The organism is Algoriphagus taiwanensis (assembly GCF_036245645.1).
Taxonomy (GTDB): Bacteria; Bacteroidota; Bacteroidia; order Cytophagales; family Cyclobacteriaceae; genus Algoriphagus; species Algoriphagus taiwanensis.
The window spans coordinates 1-21,909 of record NZ_BTPE01000012.1; the positions used below are offsets into that span (position 1 = coordinate 1).

At 44.5% G+C, this 21,909-nt stretch carries 18 protein-coding genes and 1 tRNA gene; 11 read left to right on the forward strand and 8 right to left on the reverse strand.

Features of this window, described 5'->3' with window-relative positions:
* Positions 1-229: 229 nt before the first annotated feature.
* Positions 230-3,124, reverse strand: coding sequence for an aminomethyl-transferring glycine dehydrogenase (gene gcvP / locus AAA938_RS15430; protein WP_338229646.1), 2,895 nt, complete (start codon positions 3,122-3,124; stop codon positions 230-232).
* 187 nt (positions 3,125-3,311) lie between these two features.
* On the opposite strand from gcvP, the gene AAA938_RS15435 reads away from it, so the two are divergent.
* Positions 3,312-4,808 (forward strand): M28 family metallopeptidase, encoded by a 1,497-nt coding sequence (locus AAA938_RS15435; RefSeq protein WP_338229647.1) that lies wholly within the window; start codon positions 3,312-3,314, stop codon positions 4,806-4,808.
* Positions 4,809-4,855: 47 nt separating this feature from the next.
* On the opposite strand, the gene AAA938_RS15440 is transcribed toward AAA938_RS15435, so the two are convergent.
* Positions 4,856-6,214, reverse strand: coding sequence for a DEAD/DEAH box helicase (locus AAA938_RS15440; RefSeq protein WP_338229649.1), 1,359 nt, complete (start codon positions 6,212-6,214; stop codon positions 4,856-4,858).
* A gap of 378 nt (positions 6,215-6,592) precedes the next feature.
* Here AAA938_RS15440 and AAA938_RS15445 point away from each other — a divergent pair.
* The 5 genes from AAA938_RS15445 (at position 6,593) to AAA938_RS15465 (ending at position 11,417) form a co-directional block, all read left to right on the forward strand.
* Positions 6,593-6,668, forward strand: a tRNA-His gene (locus tag AAA938_RS15445).
* A 91-nt stretch (positions 6,669-6,759) separates the two neighbouring features.
* Positions 6,760-6,906: a hypothetical protein gene (locus AAA938_RS15450; protein ID WP_338222046.1), complete on the forward strand. Its 147-nt coding sequence runs from the start codon at positions 6,760-6,762 to the stop codon at positions 6,904-6,906.
* A 98-nt stretch (positions 6,907-7,004) separates the two neighbouring features.
* On the forward strand, positions 7,005-8,921 hold the full coding sequence (locus AAA938_RS15455; protein WP_338229650.1) for an amylo-alpha-1,6-glucosidase: 1,917 nt from the start codon (positions 7,005-7,007) through the stop codon (positions 8,919-8,921).
* Positions 8,922-8,928: 7 nt separating this feature from the next.
* On the forward strand, positions 8,929-10,218 hold the full coding sequence (locus AAA938_RS15460; protein ID WP_338229652.1) for a glycosyltransferase family 4 protein: 1,290 nt from the start codon (positions 8,929-8,931) through the stop codon (positions 10,216-10,218).
* Positions 10,215-11,417, forward strand: a complete 1,203-nt coding sequence (locus AAA938_RS15465) for a glycoside hydrolase family 57 protein (RefSeq protein ID WP_338229654.1) — start codon at positions 10,215-10,217, stop codon at positions 11,415-11,417. Before AAA938_RS15460 ends, AAA938_RS15465 begins: the two co-directional genes overlap by 4 nt.
* A gap of 104 nt (positions 11,418-11,521) precedes the next feature.
* On the opposite strand, the gene panB is transcribed toward AAA938_RS15465, so the two are convergent.
* From panB to AAA938_RS15485, 4 genes are read right to left on the reverse strand one after another with little or no spacing between them, the layout of a single operon-like run.
* Entirely contained in the window at positions 11,522-12,343 is an 822-nt protein-coding gene (gene panB, locus AAA938_RS15470; RefSeq protein ID WP_338229656.1) for a 3-methyl-2-oxobutanoate hydroxymethyltransferase, read from the reverse strand.
* 3 nt (positions 12,344-12,346) lie between these two features.
* Entirely contained in the window at positions 12,347-12,838 is a 492-nt protein-coding gene (locus AAA938_RS15475; RefSeq protein WP_338229657.1) for a phosphoribosyltransferase family protein, read from the reverse strand.
* A gap of 51 nt (positions 12,839-12,889) precedes the next feature.
* Positions 12,890-13,813 (reverse strand): ribosome small subunit-dependent GTPase A, encoded by a 924-nt coding sequence (gene rsgA, locus AAA938_RS15480; protein WP_338229793.1) that lies wholly within the window; start codon positions 13,811-13,813, stop codon positions 12,890-12,892.
* Positions 13,813-14,940: a 3-deoxy-D-manno-octulosonic acid transferase gene (locus tag AAA938_RS15485; RefSeq protein WP_338229659.1), complete on the reverse strand. Its 1,128-nt coding sequence runs from the start codon at positions 14,938-14,940 to the stop codon at positions 13,813-13,815. Before AAA938_RS15485 ends, rsgA begins: the two co-directional genes overlap by 1 nt.
* A gap of 282 nt (positions 14,941-15,222) precedes the next feature.
* Between AAA938_RS15485 and AAA938_RS15490 the strand changes: the two genes are divergently transcribed.
* The 3 genes from AAA938_RS15490 to AAA938_RS15500 are packed head-to-tail and all read left to right on the forward strand — an operon-like array spanning position 15,223 to position 17,088.
* Positions 15,223-15,708 (forward strand): low molecular weight protein-tyrosine-phosphatase, encoded by a 486-nt coding sequence (locus AAA938_RS15490; protein ID WP_338229660.1) that lies wholly within the window; start codon positions 15,223-15,225, stop codon positions 15,706-15,708.
* A complete protein-coding gene (locus AAA938_RS15495) occupies positions 15,701-16,576 on the forward strand; it encodes a fructosamine kinase family protein (RefSeq protein ID WP_338229661.1) in 876 nt (291 codons plus the stop codon). The genes AAA938_RS15490 and AAA938_RS15495 overlap by 8 nt, the downstream gene beginning before the upstream one ends.
* The gene (locus tag AAA938_RS15500; RefSeq protein WP_338229662.1) at positions 16,573-17,088 is read left to right on the forward strand and encodes a GNAT family N-acetyltransferase; all 516 of its coding nucleotides are present in this window, start codon (positions 16,573-16,575) and stop codon (positions 17,086-17,088) included. The genes AAA938_RS15495 and AAA938_RS15500 overlap by 4 nt, the downstream gene beginning before the upstream one ends.
* Here the strand turns inward: AAA938_RS15500 and AAA938_RS15505 are convergent, their stop codons facing one another.
* Both AAA938_RS15505 and AAA938_RS15510 read right to left on the reverse strand, forming a co-directional pair.
* On the reverse strand, positions 17,089-18,192 hold the full coding sequence (locus AAA938_RS15505; protein WP_338229663.1) for a Gfo/Idh/MocA family protein: 1,104 nt from the start codon (positions 18,190-18,192) through the stop codon (positions 17,089-17,091).
* Positions 18,193-18,233: 41 nt separating this feature from the next.
* Positions 18,234-19,508 (reverse strand): aspartate kinase, encoded by a 1,275-nt coding sequence (locus AAA938_RS15510; RefSeq protein WP_338229664.1) that lies wholly within the window; start codon positions 19,506-19,508, stop codon positions 18,234-18,236.
* 56 nt (positions 19,509-19,564) lie between these two features.
* On the opposite strand from AAA938_RS15510, the gene fbp reads away from it, so the two are divergent.
* Together fbp and AAA938_RS15520 are read left to right on the forward strand one after the other, a co-directional pair.
* Positions 19,565-20,611 carry a class 1 fructose-bisphosphatase gene (gene fbp, locus AAA938_RS15515; protein WP_338229665.1) on the forward strand — a complete coding sequence of 349 codons (1,047 nt, stop codon included), beginning with the start codon at positions 19,565-19,567 and terminating at the stop codon, positions 20,609-20,611.
* A 63-nt stretch (positions 20,612-20,674) separates the two neighbouring features.
* Positions 20,675-21,835, forward strand: coding sequence for a PQQ-dependent sugar dehydrogenase (locus AAA938_RS15520; RefSeq protein WP_338229666.1), 1,161 nt, complete (start codon positions 20,675-20,677; stop codon positions 21,833-21,835).
* Positions 21,836-21,909: the final 74 nt, after the last annotated feature.

Consider the following 21,909-nt stretch of genomic DNA (forward strand, 5'->3'; position numbering starts at 1 on the left):
TTTCCCCACTTGATTGAGTCAAGAAACCCACAGGCCCAGCACCGCTTTTTTTGAAGTTTTCATGAAACAAAAAAACCTTATTGAAACTGGTTTCAATAAGGCCCTTGTAAATAATTTATTATCAGATGATTAGATGGTGTTTCACCAACTATTTTTGACCATTAGATCGATTTGAAAATTATATTCAAAAAAAGAGCTGACACTAAAGTCAGCTCTTTTGCTTTATAGCTTAGACTAAAGCCGATTCGTTGGCATATTCCTCCACAGGAATACAGCTACAAACCAGATTTCGGTCCCCATATGCAGAATCAATCCGACGGACAGTAGGCCAGAATTTATTCTCCTTCACATAGCTCAATGGGAATACTGCTTTTTCTCTTGAATAAGGAAGGTTCCAGTCACCTGCCAATACCATAGTGGCGGTATGAGGAGCATTTTTCAGTACGTTATTTTCTTTGTCTGCTTCTCCTCTTTCGATTTCTCGGATTTCCTCCCGGATAGATACCAATGCATCACAGAATTTGTCCAACTCAGCTTTGGTCTCAGATTCAGTTGGCTCGATCATCATCGTACCTGCCACAGGAAATGAAACCGTTGGAGCATGGAATCCATAATCCATCAATCGCTTGGCAATATCCTCTACTTCTACACCAAATTCCTTGAAGCTTCTGCAGTCGATAATCATTTCGTGCGCAGCACGTCCTTTAGTTCCGGTATAAAGGATTGGATAATGTCCGTCCAATCTTTCCTTGATGTAGTTAGCATTCAAAATTGCCATCTTGGTCGCGTTAGTCAACCCATCTCCCCCCATCATAGCGATGTAGGCATAAGAGATTGGCAAAATACTCGCACTTCCATAAGGAGCTGCTGAAATGGACGACACAGCTTGGGTTCCTCCTGTTTTTACCAATGGGTTTCCAGGTAGGAAAGGTGCCAAATGAGCTGCAACGCAGATCGGCCCCATACCCGGTCCACCTCCACCGTGAGGAATACAAAATGTCTTATGGAGATTCAGGTGACATACGTCTGCTCCGATTCTTCCCGGAGAGGTCAAACCCACCTGAGCATTCATATTGGCTCCGTCCATGTACACTTGACCTCCAAATTCATGAATCGTAGCACAGATTTCCTGAATGGCTTCCTCAAATACCCCGTGAGTGGAAGGGTAAGTTACCATCAAGGCTGAAAGGTCGTTTGCATGAGCAGCTGCCTTTTCCTTTAAGTCAGCTAAGTCGATATTTCCTTTCTCATCGCACTTCACCAAAACCACTTTCATGCCAGCCATCACAGCAGATGCAGGGTTAGTACCGTGAGCAGAAGTAGGAATCAAAGCTACATTTCTGTGGCCTTCCCCTCTGCTGATATGATAAGCACGGATCACCATCAGACCAGCATACTCACCCTGCGCTCCGGAATTAGGCTGCAAGGAGGTATCTGCAAAACCAGTGATCTCTGTCAACCAAGTTCTAAGATTGGTGAATAGCTCCTGATACCCTAATGTCTGATCCATTGGAGCAAATGGGTGAATCTGACCAAATTCAGGCCAGGTTACCGGAATCATTTCCGCAGTTGCATTCAACTTCATGGTACATGATCCCAAGGAAATCATGGAATGAACCAAGGAAAGATCTTTTGCCTCCAGTCTCTTGATGTATCTGAGCATTTCATGCTCGGAATGGAAGCTGTTAAATACTGGGTGAGTCAGATAATCCGACTTTCTACTCAGAGCTTCAGGAAGCTCCAAACTCAGGTTGCTGACCAATTCATCCAGATTTAGCGTATGCTTTCCTTCTTCGGTTGCAAAAATATTGACAATGGTCTTGACATCTTCCAAGGTCTTGGTTTCGTCAAAAGAAATGAAAACGGAATCGGATTCATATCTGAAGTTCATTTTCTCTCCCAATGCCAAACCTCTCACTCTTTCGAGGGCTACCTCATTCATCTTTACTTCGATGGTATCAAAGAAAGGCTGCTCACCTACTTGAAGTCCAACCTGCTTAAGAGCCTGAGCGGTAATTTTCGCCAAACCGTGAGTTCGTAAAGCAATATCCTTCAATCCTTTTGGCCCATGATAGACTGCGTAGAAGGAAGACATTACTGCCAATAGCACCTGTGCTGTGCAGATATTGGAAGTGGCTTTTTCTCTTTTGATATGCTGCTCTCTGGTCTGTAGAGCCATTCTATAGGCTTTGTTACCAGCCTTATCGATAGATACGCCGATGATTCTGCCTGGAATTTGTCTTTTGAATTCTTCCTTGGTAGCGAAAAATCCTGCGTGAGGACCTCCATAGCCCATGGGCACTCCAAAGCGCTGTGCAGATCCTACTACGACATCGGCTCCCATTTCACCCGGAGGGGTCAAAAGAGTCAAAGCCAAAAGGTCGGAAGCAAATGCTGTCAGGACTTTATTCTCTTTCGCAGCAGCTACAATTGCTGAGTAATCTCTTACTGCGCCATCCGCATCCGGATATTGGAAAAGAATTCCGTATAATTCAGGATCGGTGACATCCAATTGATCAATTGATCCAAAAACCAGCTCAATTCCGATCGGTTCTGCTCTTGTTTCAAGAAGTGCCTTAGTCTGAGGAAAAATCTTTTCGTCTACAAAAAATCGGTTAGCCGTCTTTTTCTCTCTTGGCTTCACTGCATGAAGCATGGTCATAGCCTCAGCCGCAGCTGTGCCTTCATCCAACAGAGAGGCATTGGCCAGTTCCATTCCTGTCAGTTCACTTACTACCGTCTGAAAATTGATCAGAGCTTCCAGTCTTCCCTGAGCGATTTCTGCCTGATAGGGAGTATAAGCGGTATACCATCCCGGATTTTCCAACACATTCCTCAAGATCACTCCCGGAACGAAGGTGTCATAATAACCCAGTCCGATAAAGGATTTGAACACTTTGTTTTTGGAGGCCAGCTTTTTGAAATCCCTCAGGAAGTCTGATTCTAGCTTGGCTTTAGGAAGGTCCAAAGGACGCTCCAACTGGATGGATTCAGGGACAGTCTGATTGATTAATTCCTCAAGGGATGAGGCCCCGATTTTTTCCAACATCTCTGCGATCTCTGCCTCGGTCGGGCCATTGTGTCTGCTCTCAAATTTGACAGCATTGGTAAGATTAATCTTCATAAAGAACGGTAGGATTTTTTCTATTTGGGTCTGGAAACTTCCTGATTTTATGGGTGCAAAGGTACCATTTCTTGAAAGAAAATGAATTTGGCTTTTGCTAAATATTTACATGGAAACCAGAGGAATTGATAAACGGTTTATTTGCCACTTAAAAAAATCAATAGCTTAGCAGCCTAAACTGAATTTTATGAAGAAAAAATGGTTTTTAAGTGCCAATCTGGCGCTTGCGATGGCCTTTTCGGCTTTTGGACAAAATCCCGTTCAGGTGAAATATGCCAATACAATCACCGAAGCAGACTTGAAAGAATACCTCACCTACCTTGCCTCTGATGAAATGAGAGGCCGGGATACAGGCTCCGAAGAAGGTAAAATCGCCGCTAACTATCTGGCTGATTTTTATAAAAACCTCGGATTAACAGGTCCTGCCGATGGTAGCTACTTTCAGTCAGTCCCATTGGTCAGCAATGCTTTCACCAAAGTGACCCTACAAATAGGTAAAAATAAATTGGTGGAAAATGAGGACTTCGTGTTCACCGGAGATGGAAATATGGCCAAAGCGGCGAAAGGAGAATTGGTATTCCTCGGCCTGGTGACTGACGAAAATCTCGCTAAAGTAGATGTCAAAGGAAAATTGGTAGGCCTCTGGGCTGTTGGAGTCAGAAGTAATGACTTGGTCAACAAAGTAATGGACGCGGGTGCAGCAGGCATCGTGATCGTGACCATGGAAGGACAAGCCAACTTTGACCGTATTGCCAACCGATACAAGACCTTGGCTGGCAGAGGCCGAATCGGTTTCGACCAGAAAATCAAGCAAAGACCGGTTTTTATGGTAAGCTCCGACAAGATGGCTGAGCTTTTTGCCACTCCAGTAGAAACCCTAAAAGAAGCTGCCAAATCCAATCCGGAATCTATCGCTTCACAAAAAGCAACCTATCAAGTCGTCAAAACCAAAACCCCGGTAGATGCAGTCAATGTGATGGGCTTCCTCGAAGGAACCGATAAAAAAGAGGAGGTTTTGGTAATATCTTCACACTACGACCACGTGGGTGTAAGCTCCACAGGAGAAGTTTTCAACGGTGCCGATGATGACGGTTCAGGGACCGTTTCCGTAATGGAAATTGCAGAGGCATTTGCTACTGCTGCCAAAGAGGGTAATAGACCTAGAAGAAGTATTTTGTTCCTTAATGTGACTGGTGAAGAAAAAGGCCTTTTGGGATCTCAGTACTATTCAGAAAATCCAATTTTCCCCATTGCCAACACGGTAAACAATATCAATATTGACATGGTTGGTCGGATTGATTACGAATACCAAAATGCAGAAAACAAGGACTATGTCTATGTGATTGGTTCGGAAATGCTTTCTTCTCACCTGAAGAAAATCAACGAATACAACAACATCACTTACACCAATCTGATCTTGGACTACCGCTATGATGCGGAGGACGATCCTAACCGATTCTACTATCGCTCAGACCACTACAACTTTGCGAAGTTTGATATCCCGGTCATCTTTTTCTTCAACGGGGTACACGATGACTACCATCAGGTGACGGACACTGTGGATAAGATCGAATTTCCTTTGATGACCAAAAGAGCCCAATTGATATTCCACACCGCTTGGGATTTGGCAAACAGAGAGCAGCGAACTCCGGTAGATGGAACAAATACTAGAACAGACAGATAAATCTGCAATTAGAAAAGGCCTTGAATTCCTAAATTCAAGGCCTTTTTTTATTTCCCCCTATTCTTCTGATTCTTAGTCTTAAGCTGATTTCGGTTAGGCTTTTTGCCATGTTTCTTTGCCTTTACTTTTTCACCTTTTCCGATATTCTTCTTCGGCTGAGCCTTTTTCTCATGGAAAGCTCCTTTGTAATCCGGATTGTCCCGCTGCTTGAGCTTATCCAGTTCACGCTCGTAGGCTTGCTTTTCCTCAAATGGAGTTGGAGGCACCTCCACCTTTTCAGGAATAGGGAACTCTTCCACTTTCATTCGGATGAGCTCCTCGATTTTTTCAAAGTGATAGGTCTCAGCAGGGTTGACAAAAGTGATCGCTTTCCCCTCATTTTCTGCACGGCCTGTTCGTCCTATTCGATGCACATAATCCTCATAGATCAATGGCACATCAAAATTGATCACATGAGATACTAAAGTCACATCCAATCCACGGGAAGCGACGTCTGTCGCAACCAAGATCCTAACATCTCCCGCCTTAAAATCCTCCATGGAATTGATTCGGGTGTTTTGCCCCTTATTGGCATGGATGACCCGGATTTCTCCGAAATTTTTCCGCTCAAGAAAAGAATACACGGCTTCCGCATTTTTACGGCTTCGTGTGAAAATCATCGCACGGCTGATTTCTTCATTTTCCAGCAGGTGAGCCAGCAGATTGATTTTGGTCTTAATGTTGGGCACAGTATACTTTACCTGAGCAATCGTCTCAGCTGTAGTTGCAGAAGGGGCAACCTCTACTCTTTCTGGAAACTCCAGAAATTCAGCTGCCAAATGCTCAATCCGTCCTGAGAAAGTTGCCGAAAACAAAAGATTTTGACGCTTGCTTGGAATCACTTCCAGAATTGCCCGAATCTGAGGCATAAACCCCATATCCATCATCTTGTCCGCCTCATCCAGCACCATGGTTTTCAACTCTTTGGGATGAATGATTCCTTTCCGGTAGATATCCATAAAACGACCCGGAGTAGAAATCAGAATGTCAGCACCCGCTTCGATCTGCTCAATCTGAGTTTTGGGACCGATTCCCCCATACAGGCTGACAATCCTCAAATCAGTATTTTTCCCCAATTGCCTAGCCACTTCCTCGATCTGCATGACCAGCTCACGGGTGGGCGCCAAGATCAAAGCTCTGGGATGCATACCTTGGGCATATTTCACCTTCATAAGTACCGGAAGGATATAGGCCGCGGTCTTTCCTGTACCGGTTTGAGCAATACCCAGCACATCGTGCCCGGCCAGTGCCAATGGAATTGCCTTTAGCTGAATCGGGGTGGGCTGGGTATATCCTTCCTCCGCTACTGCTTCAAGAAGTTGCTTATTCAGCTTAAATCCATCAAAGCCGGGAGTTTCATCGCTCATGGGTGTAGGGTTAGGTGATCAATAAAAATCCTAATCCGGGTATGAAGGGAAAAAGACTTTTGCATTTTGCCTCAAATATAGGCAAATAGGAAGGGATTACCCTCGATGCTCGGATATCTTAGCTAGTTTGAGCTTAGGGTTTAATTCGGCGGTTGAAGCAAAAGGCCATTTTTTTTGCATCCAGATCAGGACATTTGTTAAAAATGAACGTTTGGTGAACGATTTTGGACAAGTCCGACAAAAAGCTTTGAACCCAAAGGATATCGGGAATTAGATTTAACTTTTTTTAGAAATAAGACTCGAGCCGCTTGCGCCAAACAAAGTATCTACTTACTTTTGCACACCCAATGAGAAAAACCTCAAGGGGACAGATTACACGGTGATTGTAGCTCAGCTGGTTAGAGCGCTGGTTTGTGGCACCAGAGGTCGCCGGTTCGAACCCGGTCTTTCACCCAAACCCCTCAAATCGAGGGGTTTTGCTGTATATAGTGGAGTTGTTTTGGCACAAGATTTGACAACTCCAGAAGAAACTAAACCAATTTGAGATGTTTACTTTGTTCAAATCCTCTCCCAAATTCCCGGAAGTAAAGCCGGTGAACATCAAGCAGGTTCAAAATTATCTGCTCAAATTCGAGGAGTCTATCCGCAACTTTGAAGAGATCCAAAAAGAGAAGATTCACTCGCTACATTGATTAAAAAGAAGGTTATGGAAACATAACCTTTATTTTTTTGTCTTTAGTTTTTCTTATCCGATCAAACTTCTATTTTTAGCTTCTTACAATAATTCGCTATGAGTTATATCCATTTTGACAAGACCCAATTAGTCAACCTAAATTATTCTCTTGAAAGAGAGATCATTCGGACCAATCGCTCGGGAACCTATACCAGCACAACCATCATCGGCTGCAATACCCGAAAATATCATGGACTTTTGGTGGTCCCTCAACCACAAATTGACACCCAAAACCATGTTTTTTTATCTACGGTTCATGAGACAGTAATTCAGCATGGGGCTAGTTTTAATCTGGGAATCAGCAAATTCCCCGGCAATTATTCGCCGAGAGGGCATAAATACTTAGAAGATTTCGATTCCGAACCCATACCTAAACTCACCTATCGAGTGGGCGGAGTCGTTTTGCAAAAAGAGCTCATTTTGGATACCAACCGGGATCGTGTCATGATCCGATACACCTTGCTGGAAGCCCATTCACCTACTAAGATTAGAATTCAGCCATTTCTGGCTTTCAGAGGCTATCACTCCTTGATGAAGGCCAATGATGAAATTAACAAAACAGCAGAAAAAGTCCCTAACGGGCTGAAATTTCAGCTTTACCCTCAATACGACCCGCTTTTTCTCCAGCTTTCCAAAAAGAACACCTTCAGTTCTTCTCCGGACTGGTATTACAACATTGAATACATTCAGGAAAGGGAGCGAGGTTATGATTATCAAGAAGACCTTTTTGTTCCGGGATACTTTGAATTTGACATTACCAAAGGTGAGTCTGTCATTTTTTCAGCAGGGCTTACAGAAGCCGATCCCAAAACCCGCCAAAACGCCTTCGAAAAGGAAATCGCCAGACGAATTCCCCGAAACAACTTTGAAAACTGCTTAAAGAATGCCGCAGGGCAGTTTATCCGAAGAAGAAACGGAGAGGTGAGAATCATTGCCGGATATCCATGGTTTGGATGGTGGGGAAGGGACACCTTCATTGCCGCCCCGGGCCTGACCCTTACCATGGGAGACAAAGAGACCTTTCTGGAAATCATGGACACGATGTCCAAAGACCTGAAAGGACCGCTCTTCCCCAATATTGGAAGCGGAGACTATACCAATATGACATCCATGGATGCTCCTCTTTGGTTTTTCTGGTCATTGCAGCAATACATCTTCTTCACTGGAGACAAAAAGACAGTCAAATCCCGCTATCTGGACAAGCTTAGAGGGATCATCGAAGGATACAAAGCCGGAACCGAATTCAACATCCACATGCTGGAAAACGGCCTGATTTGGGGCGGCCAAGACGGGATCGCTCTGACTTGGATGGACGCGATCACTCCGGATGGGCCGGTCACCCCGAGAAAGGGCTGCCCAGTGGAGATTCAGGCGCTTTGGTACAATGCGCTCTGCTTCTATCATGAGCTATCTGGAGACAAAGATTATTTGACCCTGGCGGGAAAAGTGAAAGAATCCTTTGATCGGGAATTCTGGTCCTGGGATTACGGATACTTGGCTGACGTAGTAGATGGAGAAGAAAAGGACTGGTCTATCCGCCCCAACATGGTGTTTGCCACTTCACTTCCTTATACTATGCTAAGCGAAGAGAAAAACGATCAGATTCTGGAAATAGCCAAATCCAAACTTCTTACCCCTCGGGGTCTGCGCTCTCTTTCGCCTGACGATCCGGGATACAAAGGCTATTACTTTGGCAATCAGATCAGCCGTGACAACGCCTATCACAACGGAACCGTATGGGCTTGGCCACTCGGTCATTTTGTGGAAGGGTATATGAAGCTACATGGCAAGGCCTCCAAGCATTTCATTCAGAAAATAATCAAAAGCTTCGACGGGGTGATGACCCAGTACGGAGTAGGTACAGTGGCTGAGATTTACGATGGAGATGCACCCCATCGGCCAAAGGGATCTATTTCCCAAGCCTGGAGTATTGCGGAACTGCTTCGAATGATGGATTTAGTCAATAAAACGTAAGGGTACTATGAGAGTATTGATGTTCGGGTGGGAATTTCCCCCTCACATTTCTGGAGGATTAGGCACTGCCTGCTATGGCTTGGTCAAGGGTATGAACCACCATAATCAGGAAGTGATTTTTGTAGTGCCAAAATTATGGGGAGATGAGGAAAATCTGGCTGATTTCGTCAATGGAAGTGATATTTCCATCAATTACCGAGAGAAGAAATTCAAAAAAATCTGGAAAAACCTCACCTATCTGGAGGTAAGTAGCTTTTTGGTTCCCTATCTGGGGCCAGAGGAATATCAGAAATTCACTGACTATGCCATTCATGACAAAGTGGATGTGGACGAAAGTATTTTTACCAACAAGTATGAGTTCAGCGGAAAGTACGGAAAAAACCTAATGGAGGAAGTTTCTCGCTACGCCTTGGTTGGTGCTCAGATAGCAAGAGACCGAAGTGATTTCGATATTATTCACGCACACGATTGGCTGGCATTTCCGGCGGGAATCGCTGCCAAAGAAATCAGCGGAAAGCCACTTGTGGTCCATGTGCATGCTACTGAGTTTGATAGATCCGGTGAGTCGGTAAATAAACCGGTCTATGAAATAGAACGAGCCGGAATGCACGCCGCGGACCACGTACTGGCAGTAAGTGCATTGACCCGAAATATTGTCATCAAAAAATACGGAGTGCCTGCCCACAAAGTCTCCGTCCTTCACAATGCGGTTTTGGATGCCAGCATTATCAAATCGGCCTATCAGAAAAAAGTCCCTGAAAAAATTGTGACTTTCTTGGGTAGAATCACCTTCCAAAAAGGTCCTGAATATTTTGTGGAAGCTGCGAAAAAGGTAATTGACCGAGATCCCAATGTGCGCTTTGTGATGGCAGGTTCTGGAGATTTGCTCAATCGGATGATTCAGCGTGTGGCCGAACTTCGAATAGCCAACAAGTTCCATTTTACAGGCTTCCTGAAAGGGGACGACGTGGACCATATGTATGCCATTTCGGATGTTTATGTGATGCCTTCGGTATCCGAACCATTCGGTATCGCACCCTTAGAGGCCGTACGTCACAATACCCCGGTTATCATTTCCAAGCAGTCCGGAGTGGCCGAGGTCTTGAGAAATGCAATCAAAATCGACTTCTGGGATGTGGATGCGATGGCTGATGCGATTTTTGCCTTGCTTCATTATGAAGGAATCTCCAAGATGTTCAAAGAATTAGGCAGTGAAGAGCTCAAAAAGCTGAAATGGGAACACGTCGCCGCCAAATTGATTACTGTTTACGAAAAAACTATAGCCCAACAATCATGAGAACCGTCTGCTTTTATTTCCAGGTGCATCAGCCCTTCCGACTAAAGCCCTATCGCTTTTTTGATATAGGTGAGGATCATTACTACTGGGACGATTATCTGAACAAAAACGTAATCCGAAAGGCAGCACAGAGATGCTATTTGCCTATGAATGCCCTTTTGATGGATTTGATCCATCAGTATAATGGTAAATTCAAAGTGGCTTTTTCCATATCAGGAACATTCCTGGACCAAATGGAAGCTTATGCTCCGGATGTATTGGAAAGCTTCCAAAAACTGGTGGCCACCGGGCATGTAGAGCTACTGAATGAAACCTACACGCATGCATTGGCTGCCCTGAAAAGCAAAGACGAATTCACTGCTCTGGTAAAAAAGCATCAGGACAGAATAAAAGAACTATTCAACGGCTACACCCCGAAAGTATTCAGAAACACCGAGCTGATTTATTCAGATGAAATCGGTAAAATGGTTTACGAATTGGGCTACGAGGCTATTTTGACTGAAGGAGCAAAGCATATTTTGGGATGGAAAAGCCCAAATTACCTATACTCCAATGCATTGGAGCCCAATTTGAAAGTTTTGCTAAAGAACTTTCGCCTATCGGATGACATTGCCTTCCGCTTCAGCAACAAGACCTGGGCAGATTATCCTCTCACTACAGAGAAATTTGTCACTTGGCTCAATGCAATTCCAAAAGAAGAGCAAGTAGTCAATCTATTCATGGACTACGAGACATTTGGAGAGCATCAATGGGCAGATACGGGGATCTTTGAGTTTATGAGGCACTTGCCGGAGGCAATTTTCAGACATTCTGATTTCTCCTTCTCCACCCCATCGGAAGTGGTTCGCCAGTTGCCTGGAATAGGCAAAATATATGTACCCACTCCTATTTCATGGGCAGATGAAGAAAGAGATTTGACGGCTTGGCTAGGCAATGACCTGCAGGATGAAGCTTTCGACCGATTGTATGAAATCGAAAAAAAGGTCAAAGCCATCGATGACCCTGAATTGCAGCGGGACTGGGGCTACCTTCAGACTTCGGATCACTTCTACTACATGTGCACCAAGTTCTTTTCTGATGGATCTGTGCATCAGTACTTTAGCCCTTATGACACTCCATACGACGCATTTATTAACTACATGAATGTATTGAGTGATTTTGACTTGAGAGTAAAGGAAAGTAGTCAAGCCAAGAAGTAATGGCTAAAAAGGACAAAAAAGACTGTTCTCCATAGAGGTGAACAGTCTTTTTTTTTTCCCAATAATCAATATGGATTTATCAAATCGGAATAAAGTCTCCTTTTTTAGTAACTCTCTTTTTCCGAAGGAAAATCTCTGCTCTTCACATCTGAGATGTATTGCTGAAAGGCTTCCATCATGACTCCCTGGAGGTCTGCATACTGACGGAGAAATCTGGGCTTAAATTCCTGTGTGATTCCCAGCATGTCATGCATGACCAAGACTTGTCCATCCACATCAGGCCCAGCACCGATTCCAATCACAGGGATGGATAGAGATTCCGACACTTTTTTAGCCAATTTGGCGGGTATTTTCTCCAAAACTAGAGCAAAACAGCCACATTCTTCCAGGATTTTGGCGTCTTCGAGGAGCTTTTTGGCTTCGGCCTCTTCTTTAGCACGTACGGTATAGGTTCCGAATTTGTAGATGGATTGAGGAGTTAGCCCTAAGTGCCCCATCACCGGAACACCTGCACTCAGAATTCTCAAAACTGACTCTTTGATTTCTGAACCACCTTCCACTTTGACAGCATGAGCTCCGGATTCCTTCATGATCCGGATAGCAGACCTTAAGGCTTCTGAGCTATTCCCCTGATAGTTACCAAACGGAATATCCACCACGATAAAGGATCGCTTTACAGCACGAACTACAGCCGAAGCATGGTAAATCATCTGATCCAAAGTAATGGGCAAGGTAGTCTCATGGCCTGCCATGACATTGGAAGCGGAATCCCCAACCAAAATGATATCCATCCCGGCCGCATCGACGATTTTGGCCATGCTGAAATCATAGGCAGTAAGCATGGAGATTTTCTCTCCCCTTTGCTTCATTTCCTGAAGGGTATGAGTGGTGATTCGCTTGACAGAAGCTGAAGAATGAACAGACATGAATTAGTGAAGATGAACGGAATACTGATTTTCAGAAAAATCCACCTGAATGTGCTCGTTGAGTGTGGTGGCAAGCTCATACCCGGTATAATCAGGCCTCACGGGAAATAAACCATGGCTTCGGTTGACCAGCACGGCGATCTCCATCTTTTGGATCTCAAAATCCAAAAACGGCTTCATGGCATAAACCAAGGTCTTTCCCGTATTGAGCACATCATCGACCAGGATGATGGTCTTGCCTGATAATTCTATCTCAGGAGATATCTCAATTTCAGATTCGGCTACATGACTTTTATCCAACAAAACCTCAATGACTTCAATGGAAAGCGGAGAGATTTTCCCCAACTCCTCAGTCAGCAGGCGGGCCAATACCATCCCCATCCCAGAAATTCCTGCAAAGACCAAACCCGAAGAATGAATATTTCTTTCGAAGATCTGATAGGCCATTCGGGTGAGTTTTTGGCCGATTTGTTTATGATTGAGTACGATGCTCATGTGTTTTTCAAAATTGAAAAATAGACCAATTCTTTTTGGATTCAAAGAAGATCATCGATGAGTATCTTCTTCCTGGAGAATATTGAGGTAATTCTTGTACCGATACGGATGAATGTAGCCCTCCTCCAACTTTTGGCGAATGATACAACCCGGCTCATTCACATGCCGACAGTTGTTGTATTTGCATTGACCGAGGTATTCCCGCATTTCGGGAAAATAGTGCGAAAGCTCATGCTCTTCGATATCCAGAATCCCAAACTCTTTGATCCCAGGAGTATCAATCAAATCCCCTCCGCCCTCTAAGGCAAATAGCTCTGCAAAAGTCGTGGTATGGACTCCCTTGGCGCTGTAATCCGACACTTCCTTGGTCTCCTGCATGGCCTCGGGGACCAAAACATTGAGCAAGGTAGACTTCCCTACACCTGAGTGACCAGCGATCAGGGTGGATTTATCTCGGAGGAAGGGAGAAAATTTCTCCATCAGATCCTTATCCTTCAAAGCAGAAACTTCCAAAACAGGGTAGCCCAAAGGCTCATAAATCTCATGGATATCCTGAAGCCACTCCTCCTCATCTTCGCCCTCCAGTTGATCCATCTTATTGACTACAAGCAAAGCAGGGATCCTGAAACTCTCCGTACTGACCAAAAACCTGTCAATAAAGCCAAATGACGTTCGTGGGTTTTTCATAGTAATGACCAACAGAGCCTGGTCTATATTGCTGGCAATAATATGGCTGTGATGCTGCTTCCGGGTGGACTTTCGTATCACATAGTTTTCTCTCGGAAGGATTTCCCTGATCACCACAGAGTCCTGACCTGGTTCTTTTTCTATCTCTACCTTGTCTCCTACAGCGATAGGGTTGGTCAGCTTGAGATCTTTCTGTTTGAACTTCCCCTTTAGCCGGGCAGAAACAGGCCCGTTTTCCGTTTGCACGATATACCAGCTACCGGTAGACTTGATGACTCTGCCTTGGATCATAGTTCGGTCATTTCTTGAATTTTGGATACAATTTTTTTGGCAGCCCCTTGGTTGGATGTCACCCATGAATTCGCTGCTTCTTGTGCTTTTTTGTGAAAATCCGGTTCTTGAAGCTGAGCAAAAATCCACTTCAAATCCTCCGAACTATTTACCGAAAATCCACAACCCTGTTTTTCACTTTCCTCAGCTTCGGGAAACTTGGAGGCTTTGTTCACTATTCCGAATATCACCGGTACCCCAAAGCCCAAGGGCTCCAGAATATTATGCAAGCCTTTCCCAAAAGCCCCGCCTACGTAAGCCACCCAGGCAAATTGATAGAGAGAGGAAAGCATGCCAATATTGTCAATGAAGAGGACTTCATTGGTCATATGGGGATTCCATTGGGAATATTTGGATGAGTTTAGGATCAATTGCCCTGCCCATTGATCCATAGGTTCGGGACTGATGTCATGCGGTGCCACAATCCACCGGTAATCAGGCCATTCATTCATCAATGGAATCAACAAATTCATATCCTCTTCCCAAGCTGAGCCTACCACAACGACAGGCTTCACCCCGATCCACGCCGCCAATTCGGGAAAGGATTTGGGTTGGCTGGCATGAGAAGCTACCCGGTCAAACCGAGTATCGCCTGTCCTGCTGGCCTGCCGAATTCCATATTTCTCCAATAAGCTTACACTTTCTTCATTTTGGGTGAAAATCCAGCGCATTCCCTCTAGATTTTTCCTAAAAAAACTTCCAAATATGCCAAAATAGGATTGGTCCAAACGGAAATTTGCTGAAGCAAGGAAGTAGGGAATTCCTCTTTTCTTCAAAGCCTCCAAGTGAAAAAACCACAAATCGTATTTGATGAAAATAGCCAGTTTAGGATTAAGAATTCTCACAAATTCCTCCGCCCATTTTTTTCTATCTAAAGGTAAATAGGTAAGGAAATCCACACCAGGCTGACTTTTCTTGATACTGGGATCATACCCAGATGGACTAAAGAAGCTGACCACCACCGGTTGCAAAGGCCTTCTTCCCTTGATTTCTGAGATAATGGGCTTTGCCATTTCATATTCTCCCAAAGAAGCCGCATGCACCCAAATCACCGGATTGGGATTGGATTTTTTGAATTTTTTCAAATTTGAAAAAAGAGCATCCCTTCCCTGCAAAAAGTGCTTAAGTTTGGGCAAAAAAACTGCCGCCAAAGGGAGTAGGCCCGAAAAAAGCCAAATTACCGCTCCATAAATGGTCTTCATTTGGTAAAAGTAGATATTCCAAAAGATTAACCGGATTTTGGATCAAAGAAAAAGTAGCAGTAGAGAGACAAATAAATAGGATTCTTTTGGTGCAATTGCCTTTGAAATTCCCTATTTTCAATGCCTCCTTTGAAATAAACTCTCCAACCTAGCCAAAAGAGTAAAATGATTAGCGTACTGTTTGTTTGTCTTGGAAATATCTGCAGATCGCCTCTGGCAGAGGCAATTTTTGAGCATAAGATCAAGGTATTGGGTCTGAGCAGCCATTTTAAGTCAGACAGTGCGGGCACTTCGGACTACCATATTGGGGAATTGCCCGACGACCGGACCATCCGATGTGCACAAAATAATGGGCTGAAAATTTCCCACAGAGGCAGACAAGTCAACCGGACCGACTTTAGAGAATATGACTACATCCTTGCCATGGATGAAAGTAATCTCAACTCGCTCAATCAAATGAAAAAGCGGTTCAACTTCCCCAACAAGGAGATCTATTTGATGCGGGATTTTGTGGAAGGACACGAGGGGCTACCTGTACCTGATCCTTATTATGGAGGAGAGAAGGAATTTGAAGATATCTTCCAGATTCTGGACCAGTCCATTGATGGCTTTCTGGAAAAAGTAAAAGAGACCCATCAACTCTATGCTTGATCAGTACCAAATCTATGAACAAGTACTTTTTCAAGTTTTAGGGCCTTTGGCCCAGCTCAAGTCCGCCCAACTTATCGCTGCAGGAAATCACAATCAGGGCATTCAACTCAAAACCTCCGAAGGGGTATTTTTTCTCAAGCTAAATTTCGACCACGAAAGAGATGTCCTGTCCAAAGAAGCAGAAGGTCTTAGACTGCTGAGAAAATCTACCTTTTTGAAAATACCTCAGATTTATGGTTTTGGACGGGTAGAGGATTACAACTTCCTCCTGTCGGAATACATTCAGGGCTCTAGGCATCAGGTCGACTATTGGGAAGATTTGGGATTGGGACTGGCTCATCTCCATCTGAACAATAAAAAACAATTCGGACTGGAATCTGACAATTACATTGCCTCCCTTCCGCAAAAAAACCAATTCCATGATAATTGGGTAGACTTTTACATCGAGCAAAGGCTGGAACCCATGCTTGGCAAGGCTTATTTTGACCGATTGATTCCCTTGGATTTTCTCAAAAAATTCCAAGCTATTTACCCCAAGTTGGATATGCTTTTCCCAAAGGAAAAAGCCTCTCTGCTTCATGGAGACCTTTGGTCCGGCAATGTGATTTGCGGAAATGATGGAAAACCCTGCCTGATCGACCCTGCTATTTATTACGGACACCGGGAGATGGATTTGGCTTTTAGCAGGCTTTTTGGCGGATTTGACTCCCGCTTTTACGAAGCTTATGAGTCTGTTTTACCTTTGGAGCCCGATTTTGAAAGCAGAATGAGCCTTTACAACCTCTACCCTCTTTTGGTTCATCTCAATCTTTTTGGGACGGCTTATTTGCCAGGAATTGAAAAAATCATCAATCGATTCGGATCATGAGCTTTCAGATTAGGTCTTTTAAAGAAGAGGATTCATCAGCAATCCTAGAAATCATCAATGATTCGATCCTGAATACTTCTTTCAATTACGACTACTTTCCCAAGACTTTGGAGGACATCCGGGATATGTTTTTAGAAAAAATACGCGATGGAATACCTGTATTGGTTTGCGAATCAGAAAAGCAGGTCTGTGGATACGCTACTTTTGGAAAGTTCCGAGCCAAACCCGGCTACAGCAAAACCATCGAACACTCCATCTATTTCAAAGCAGGAACTCAAGGCAGAGGAATGGGTACTGCCTTGCTCAGGCAACTGATCGAGCTGGCCAGAAAGCAAGGCTACCACGTCATGATTGCAGGGATGGATTCCGAAAATCACGGTAGCTATCGCTTTCATGAAAGACTCGGATTTCGGGAGGTCGGAAGATTTCCGGAAGTCGCCTTTAAGTTTGGGAAATGGTTGAATCTGGTTTTTATGCAACTCGACCTAAATCCCGAACCCAATCCCCGCTGATCAAATCAAGCTGATTCTTGCTCCGGTCCGTACTGCCTCATAGATCGCATCGACGATGACCAAGTCTCGGAGCCCCTCCCCTCCATCTACCGGCACCACTGGGGATTTCCCATCCAAAATGATCGCCGCCATCTCGTCCATCTGGGTAGTCTGATGAGTGATATGCTCGGCCTCAATCGGTCCCTGATTGGTTTTGGCTTGGATAGGACCATAACCGGTCGATGGCTGCATTTCTGCAAAACCTTTGGTGCCGTTGAGGAAAAACTTATCCAGATTATTCATGGAATAGGTAGAAAGACAGGAGGCTACAGCACCGGAGGGAAAACCCATCTGAAAAGTAATCGTCTCATCCACTCCTTGCTTAAACTTAACCGGGTCCGTCTTGACTTCCTGAGCAGTCACCCAAATGGGTTCCTCTCCCAGCATATATCTGGCTCCATTGATGGAATAAATTCCAATATCCATCATAGCACCTCCTCCTGCCAAGGCCTTATTCAGCCTCCACTGCTTAGGATCACCGATCATGAATCCGCTCAGTCCCTGAAAAAAGAGAGTTTTTCCAAAATCACCGGCTCGCTGTCTGCGAATCACCTCCAGCGTCTTAGCTTCAAAGTGCATCCGGTATCCCACCAGCAAATGAACTCCTGCATCCTGACAAGCTTGGATCATTTCCCTTCCCTCTTCAGCATTGAGAGCCATGGGTTTTTCACAAATCACGTGCTTGCCTGCACGAGCCACGCCAATGGAATGCGGTTTATGAAGAGAATTGGTTGTGATCACATAGACCGCATCGATATCCGGGTTGTCCTTGATCTGATGGTAATTTTCGTAGTTGTAGCAGTTTTTGGCTGGAATGCCGTATTTCTGTTGCCAAGCTTCGATTTTGGAAGGGGTGCCACTGATGACGCCTACGAGCTTAGCCCTTTTGCAATCCTTCATCGCTTCGGCCACGCGAGTCCCGTAGCTGCCCAATCCCATAATAGCCACTCTCAGGACTTTTTCTTCCTGCTTTTTAGGGGATGAGGAAAAGGATGAAGCAAAAGGCAAGGATACAGCTAAAGTGGATAAGCTGGCTTTTTCGATAAATTCTCTTCTGGTGGTCATGAGGGCAGTGTTTGATAGATGCTGAATTTAGGAAACTTAGCTCAGATAGTCGATTTTCTTCTGACGGCCTGAAAGGTATTTCTTGTAGACTGCTCCAGCAAAACTTCATAGCCATCCAACAAAGCAGGGATTTCTTCCGGTTTTTGATGCAATACCGTCAGCAATTCAAGTCCCTCATTGTAGCGGATTTCGAAAGTACTTTTCAGGGCCGCCAAGAGCTGTTCCAATTTAAATACCTGCGCATCAATTACCACTGATACACTGATCGCAGAGAGTTGAAGCATATTGACCCTGAGCTTTAGTTTTTTGAGTTGCTCGTAAATCTGATGAATATGTCCTTCCTCAATAAAAGTGTAATCCGTGACTTTGAAACTGATCAACACCTGATTCTTTTTGAGCACCAAGGTAGGAATCGATTGGGATGGAGCATCTTGGTGGATTTTTGTTCCCGGGGCATCAGGCTCCAGAAAAGATTTGACAAACAGGGGGATCCCTGCATTAGCCAAGGGCTTGATCGTCTTGGGATGAATCACAGAGGCTCCAAAGTAGGTCATTTCAGCTGCCTCAGGATAGGCTAATTCCTCGAATTTTTGGGTATTTGGAAAAAGCTTGGGATCTGCATTGAGCACTCCCGGGACATCCTTCCAAATGGTCACAGATGAAGCATCCAAACTCGTAGCCAAAATGGCAGCTGTAAAATCCGAGCCTTCTCTTCCCAAAGTAGTCGGTCTACCTTTTGGATCAGAACCGATAAATCCTTGGGTCAAAATGGGAAACTGCTTCAAAACCGGAATCCATTGAGCTCGGGTTTGAATTCTGGTCTTTTCCCAGTTGATTTTGGCAAAGCGAAAGTCAGAATCAGTATGAATCACCTCGCGCGCATCCTTCCAAACCACCACTTGCCCCTGAAGACAGAGATATTCTGCCACAATTCGGGAAGAAATCAACTCTCCATATCCTACAATCCGATCATAGAACTCGTCATAGTTTTGCTGGGTAAGCGGTCTTTCGAGATCTTTTTCAAGCTTAATGAAAAGGTTTTCCAAAAGAGTAAAAACCGGATGCTCTTCGGGGAAAGTTTCTTGACAGATTTTTAGATGAAAGCCCTTCAAAATTGAACAATTTTGAGAAAAGTCTTCATTCCCCATTTTTTTCCAGATAATCTCTTCCAAAGAATTAGTGGTCTTTCCCATAGCTGATACTACAATCACGAGCTGATTCCGCAATCGATTACGCAAAATTTTTGATAAGTTTTCAATTGCAGAACTATCTTTGACCGAAGCACCACCAAATTTGTAAATGAAGTTTTTTGCCATGAAGAATATTATCTAATTTTCGAAAATGCAAACCCAAATATTGTACTTTTCCAAGAATGAAAATTTTACCATATCAGCCGGATCAAAGCAATCTGGCCTACTCCGTAGGAATCACCCTAGACCGATTCATCAAGCTCAAGCAAAGTGACTTTCCTTTTGCCTCCGGTGAGCTTTCACAACTCCTTCGGGATATTGCGCTTGCAGCCAAGATTGTCAACAGGGAGACCAATCGTGCAGGCTTGGCTAATATCGGAGGAGCTTTTGGACAAACCAACGTTCAGGGTGAAGAGCAGCAGAAGCTTGATGTCATTGCTAACATCCGGTTTATGCGGGCCCTTAGTAAAGGTGGCGAAGTTTGTGCCATAGTTTCCGAAGAAGAGGATGCTGTGATTGATTTGAAGAATAATTCAGGAAAATATGTGGTTGCCATTGACCCCTTGGACGGCAGCTCCAATATCGATGTGAATATCAGCATAGGGACCATATTTTCTATCTACCGAAGGAAAACCCCTGTCGGAAGTCCTATCACTGAGGCGGATATCATGCAGCCCGGAAATCAGCAGGTGGCAGCAGGCTATGTCCTCTATGGCAGCTCAACCATGCTGGTGTACACGACCGGCTGTGGCATCAATGGGTTTACCTATGAAAATAGCCTCGGGGAATTTTTTCTTTCTCACCCGGACATGCAAGCTCCAGAGGATGGGAAAATCTATTCCATCAATGAAGGTCTGGAGTTGGAATGGGACCCGGCAATCAAAACCTACATCAGACAGTGCAAAGCCGAAAAGCTCCAGTCACGATACATTGGAAGTTTGGTAGCCGACTTTCACAGAAATTTACTCAAGGGAGGCATCTACCTCTATCCTTCCACCCAAAAGAACCCCAGTGGAAAACTCAGACTACTCTACGAAGCCAATGCATTGGCACTCCTTATCGAGCAGGCCGGCGGCGCTGCTACTGACGGATATAGAAGAATTCTGGATATTCAACCTGAAAGTCTTCATCAACGAACCCCACTCATCATCGGGTCCAAGTCAATGGTAGAACAAGTCCAAAACCTCATCCAAGCATCTTCCAAGGAAAAAGAGATTCTTGTCCGTTGAGCAAAATTTAATTCTCTTTCCCGATCCAAAATCTTAATTTGCAAGCATAAAACTTTCGAAAATATGCTCAATAAAAAATCTTATTTACCTATTAGCATCTTATCGGGCCTTCTTTTCATCGGTTTTGCTTGCGCCCCAAAGCAGGCTGCCGAAGAGCCGATCGATGAAACCTATGCCACTCAGACTGACAAACTCCTGATCAAGGTGGACACGCTCTATACTGAGCTGGAAAATCCTTGGGGAATGACATGGCTACCCGACGGGAAAATGCTGATTACTGAGAGAAAAGGAGAAATTCTGGTTTTTCAGGATGATGCTTTTACCGGACAAAAAATCCAAGGTCTACCCCCAGTTCATGAGGTCAATCAGGCTGGTCTCCTGGATATTGCCATTCATCCAAAGTATGAGGAAAACGGCTGGATTTATATCGCCTACGCCAAGCATTTTGAGGACAGCACAGGGGCGACCACGATCATGAGGTTCAAGTTGGATGGAAATAACGCCATCAATCAGGAAGAACTAATCGTAGCCGGTCCATCTTGGAAAGGCGGTCGTCACTTTGGTAGCCGAATCGTATTTGATAATGACGGATATCTCTATTTCTCCAACGGAGACAAAGGAAACATCCCGATGAATGCGCAAAACCTTAACAATGCGCACGGGAAAATCCACCGAATCAAAGATGACGGTACTATTCCAACAGATAATCCATTCACTGATTCTTTGGGGAATATCAGTTCAATTTGGACCTATGGAAACCGAAATCCACAAGGCATGGTCTATGACAAAGTCAACAACAGAATCTGGGAAGTAGAACATGGCCCCATGGGTGGAGATGAACTCAATCTCATCGAAAAAGGTAAAAACTACGGTTGGCCAGTAATCACCTACGGTCAAAACTATGATGGCACGCCAATTACCGACATCACGGAGAAGGAGGGAATGGAACAGCCGATACATTATTGGGTTCCATCTATTGCAACTTGCGGCATGACCCTCGTGACCTCTGATAAGTATCCAGCCTGGAAAGGAAATATTCTGGTAGCTGCACTGGCTAAGCAGCATATTGCCCGAGTAGAAATGAATGGTACCACCTATGTAGGTGAGGAGAAACTACTTCAGGATATAGGACGAGTTCGTCAAGTGTCTGAAAGTCCTGATGGATATATCTATGCCATCACAGAGGCTACTGGTCTTTTGATCAAACTGCTTCCAATCAGGTAATTCTAATTCAAGTCAAGCAAGGCCTTTTGGAGATTTCAAAAGGCCTTTTTTTTACTTTTTCACATAAAATCCCC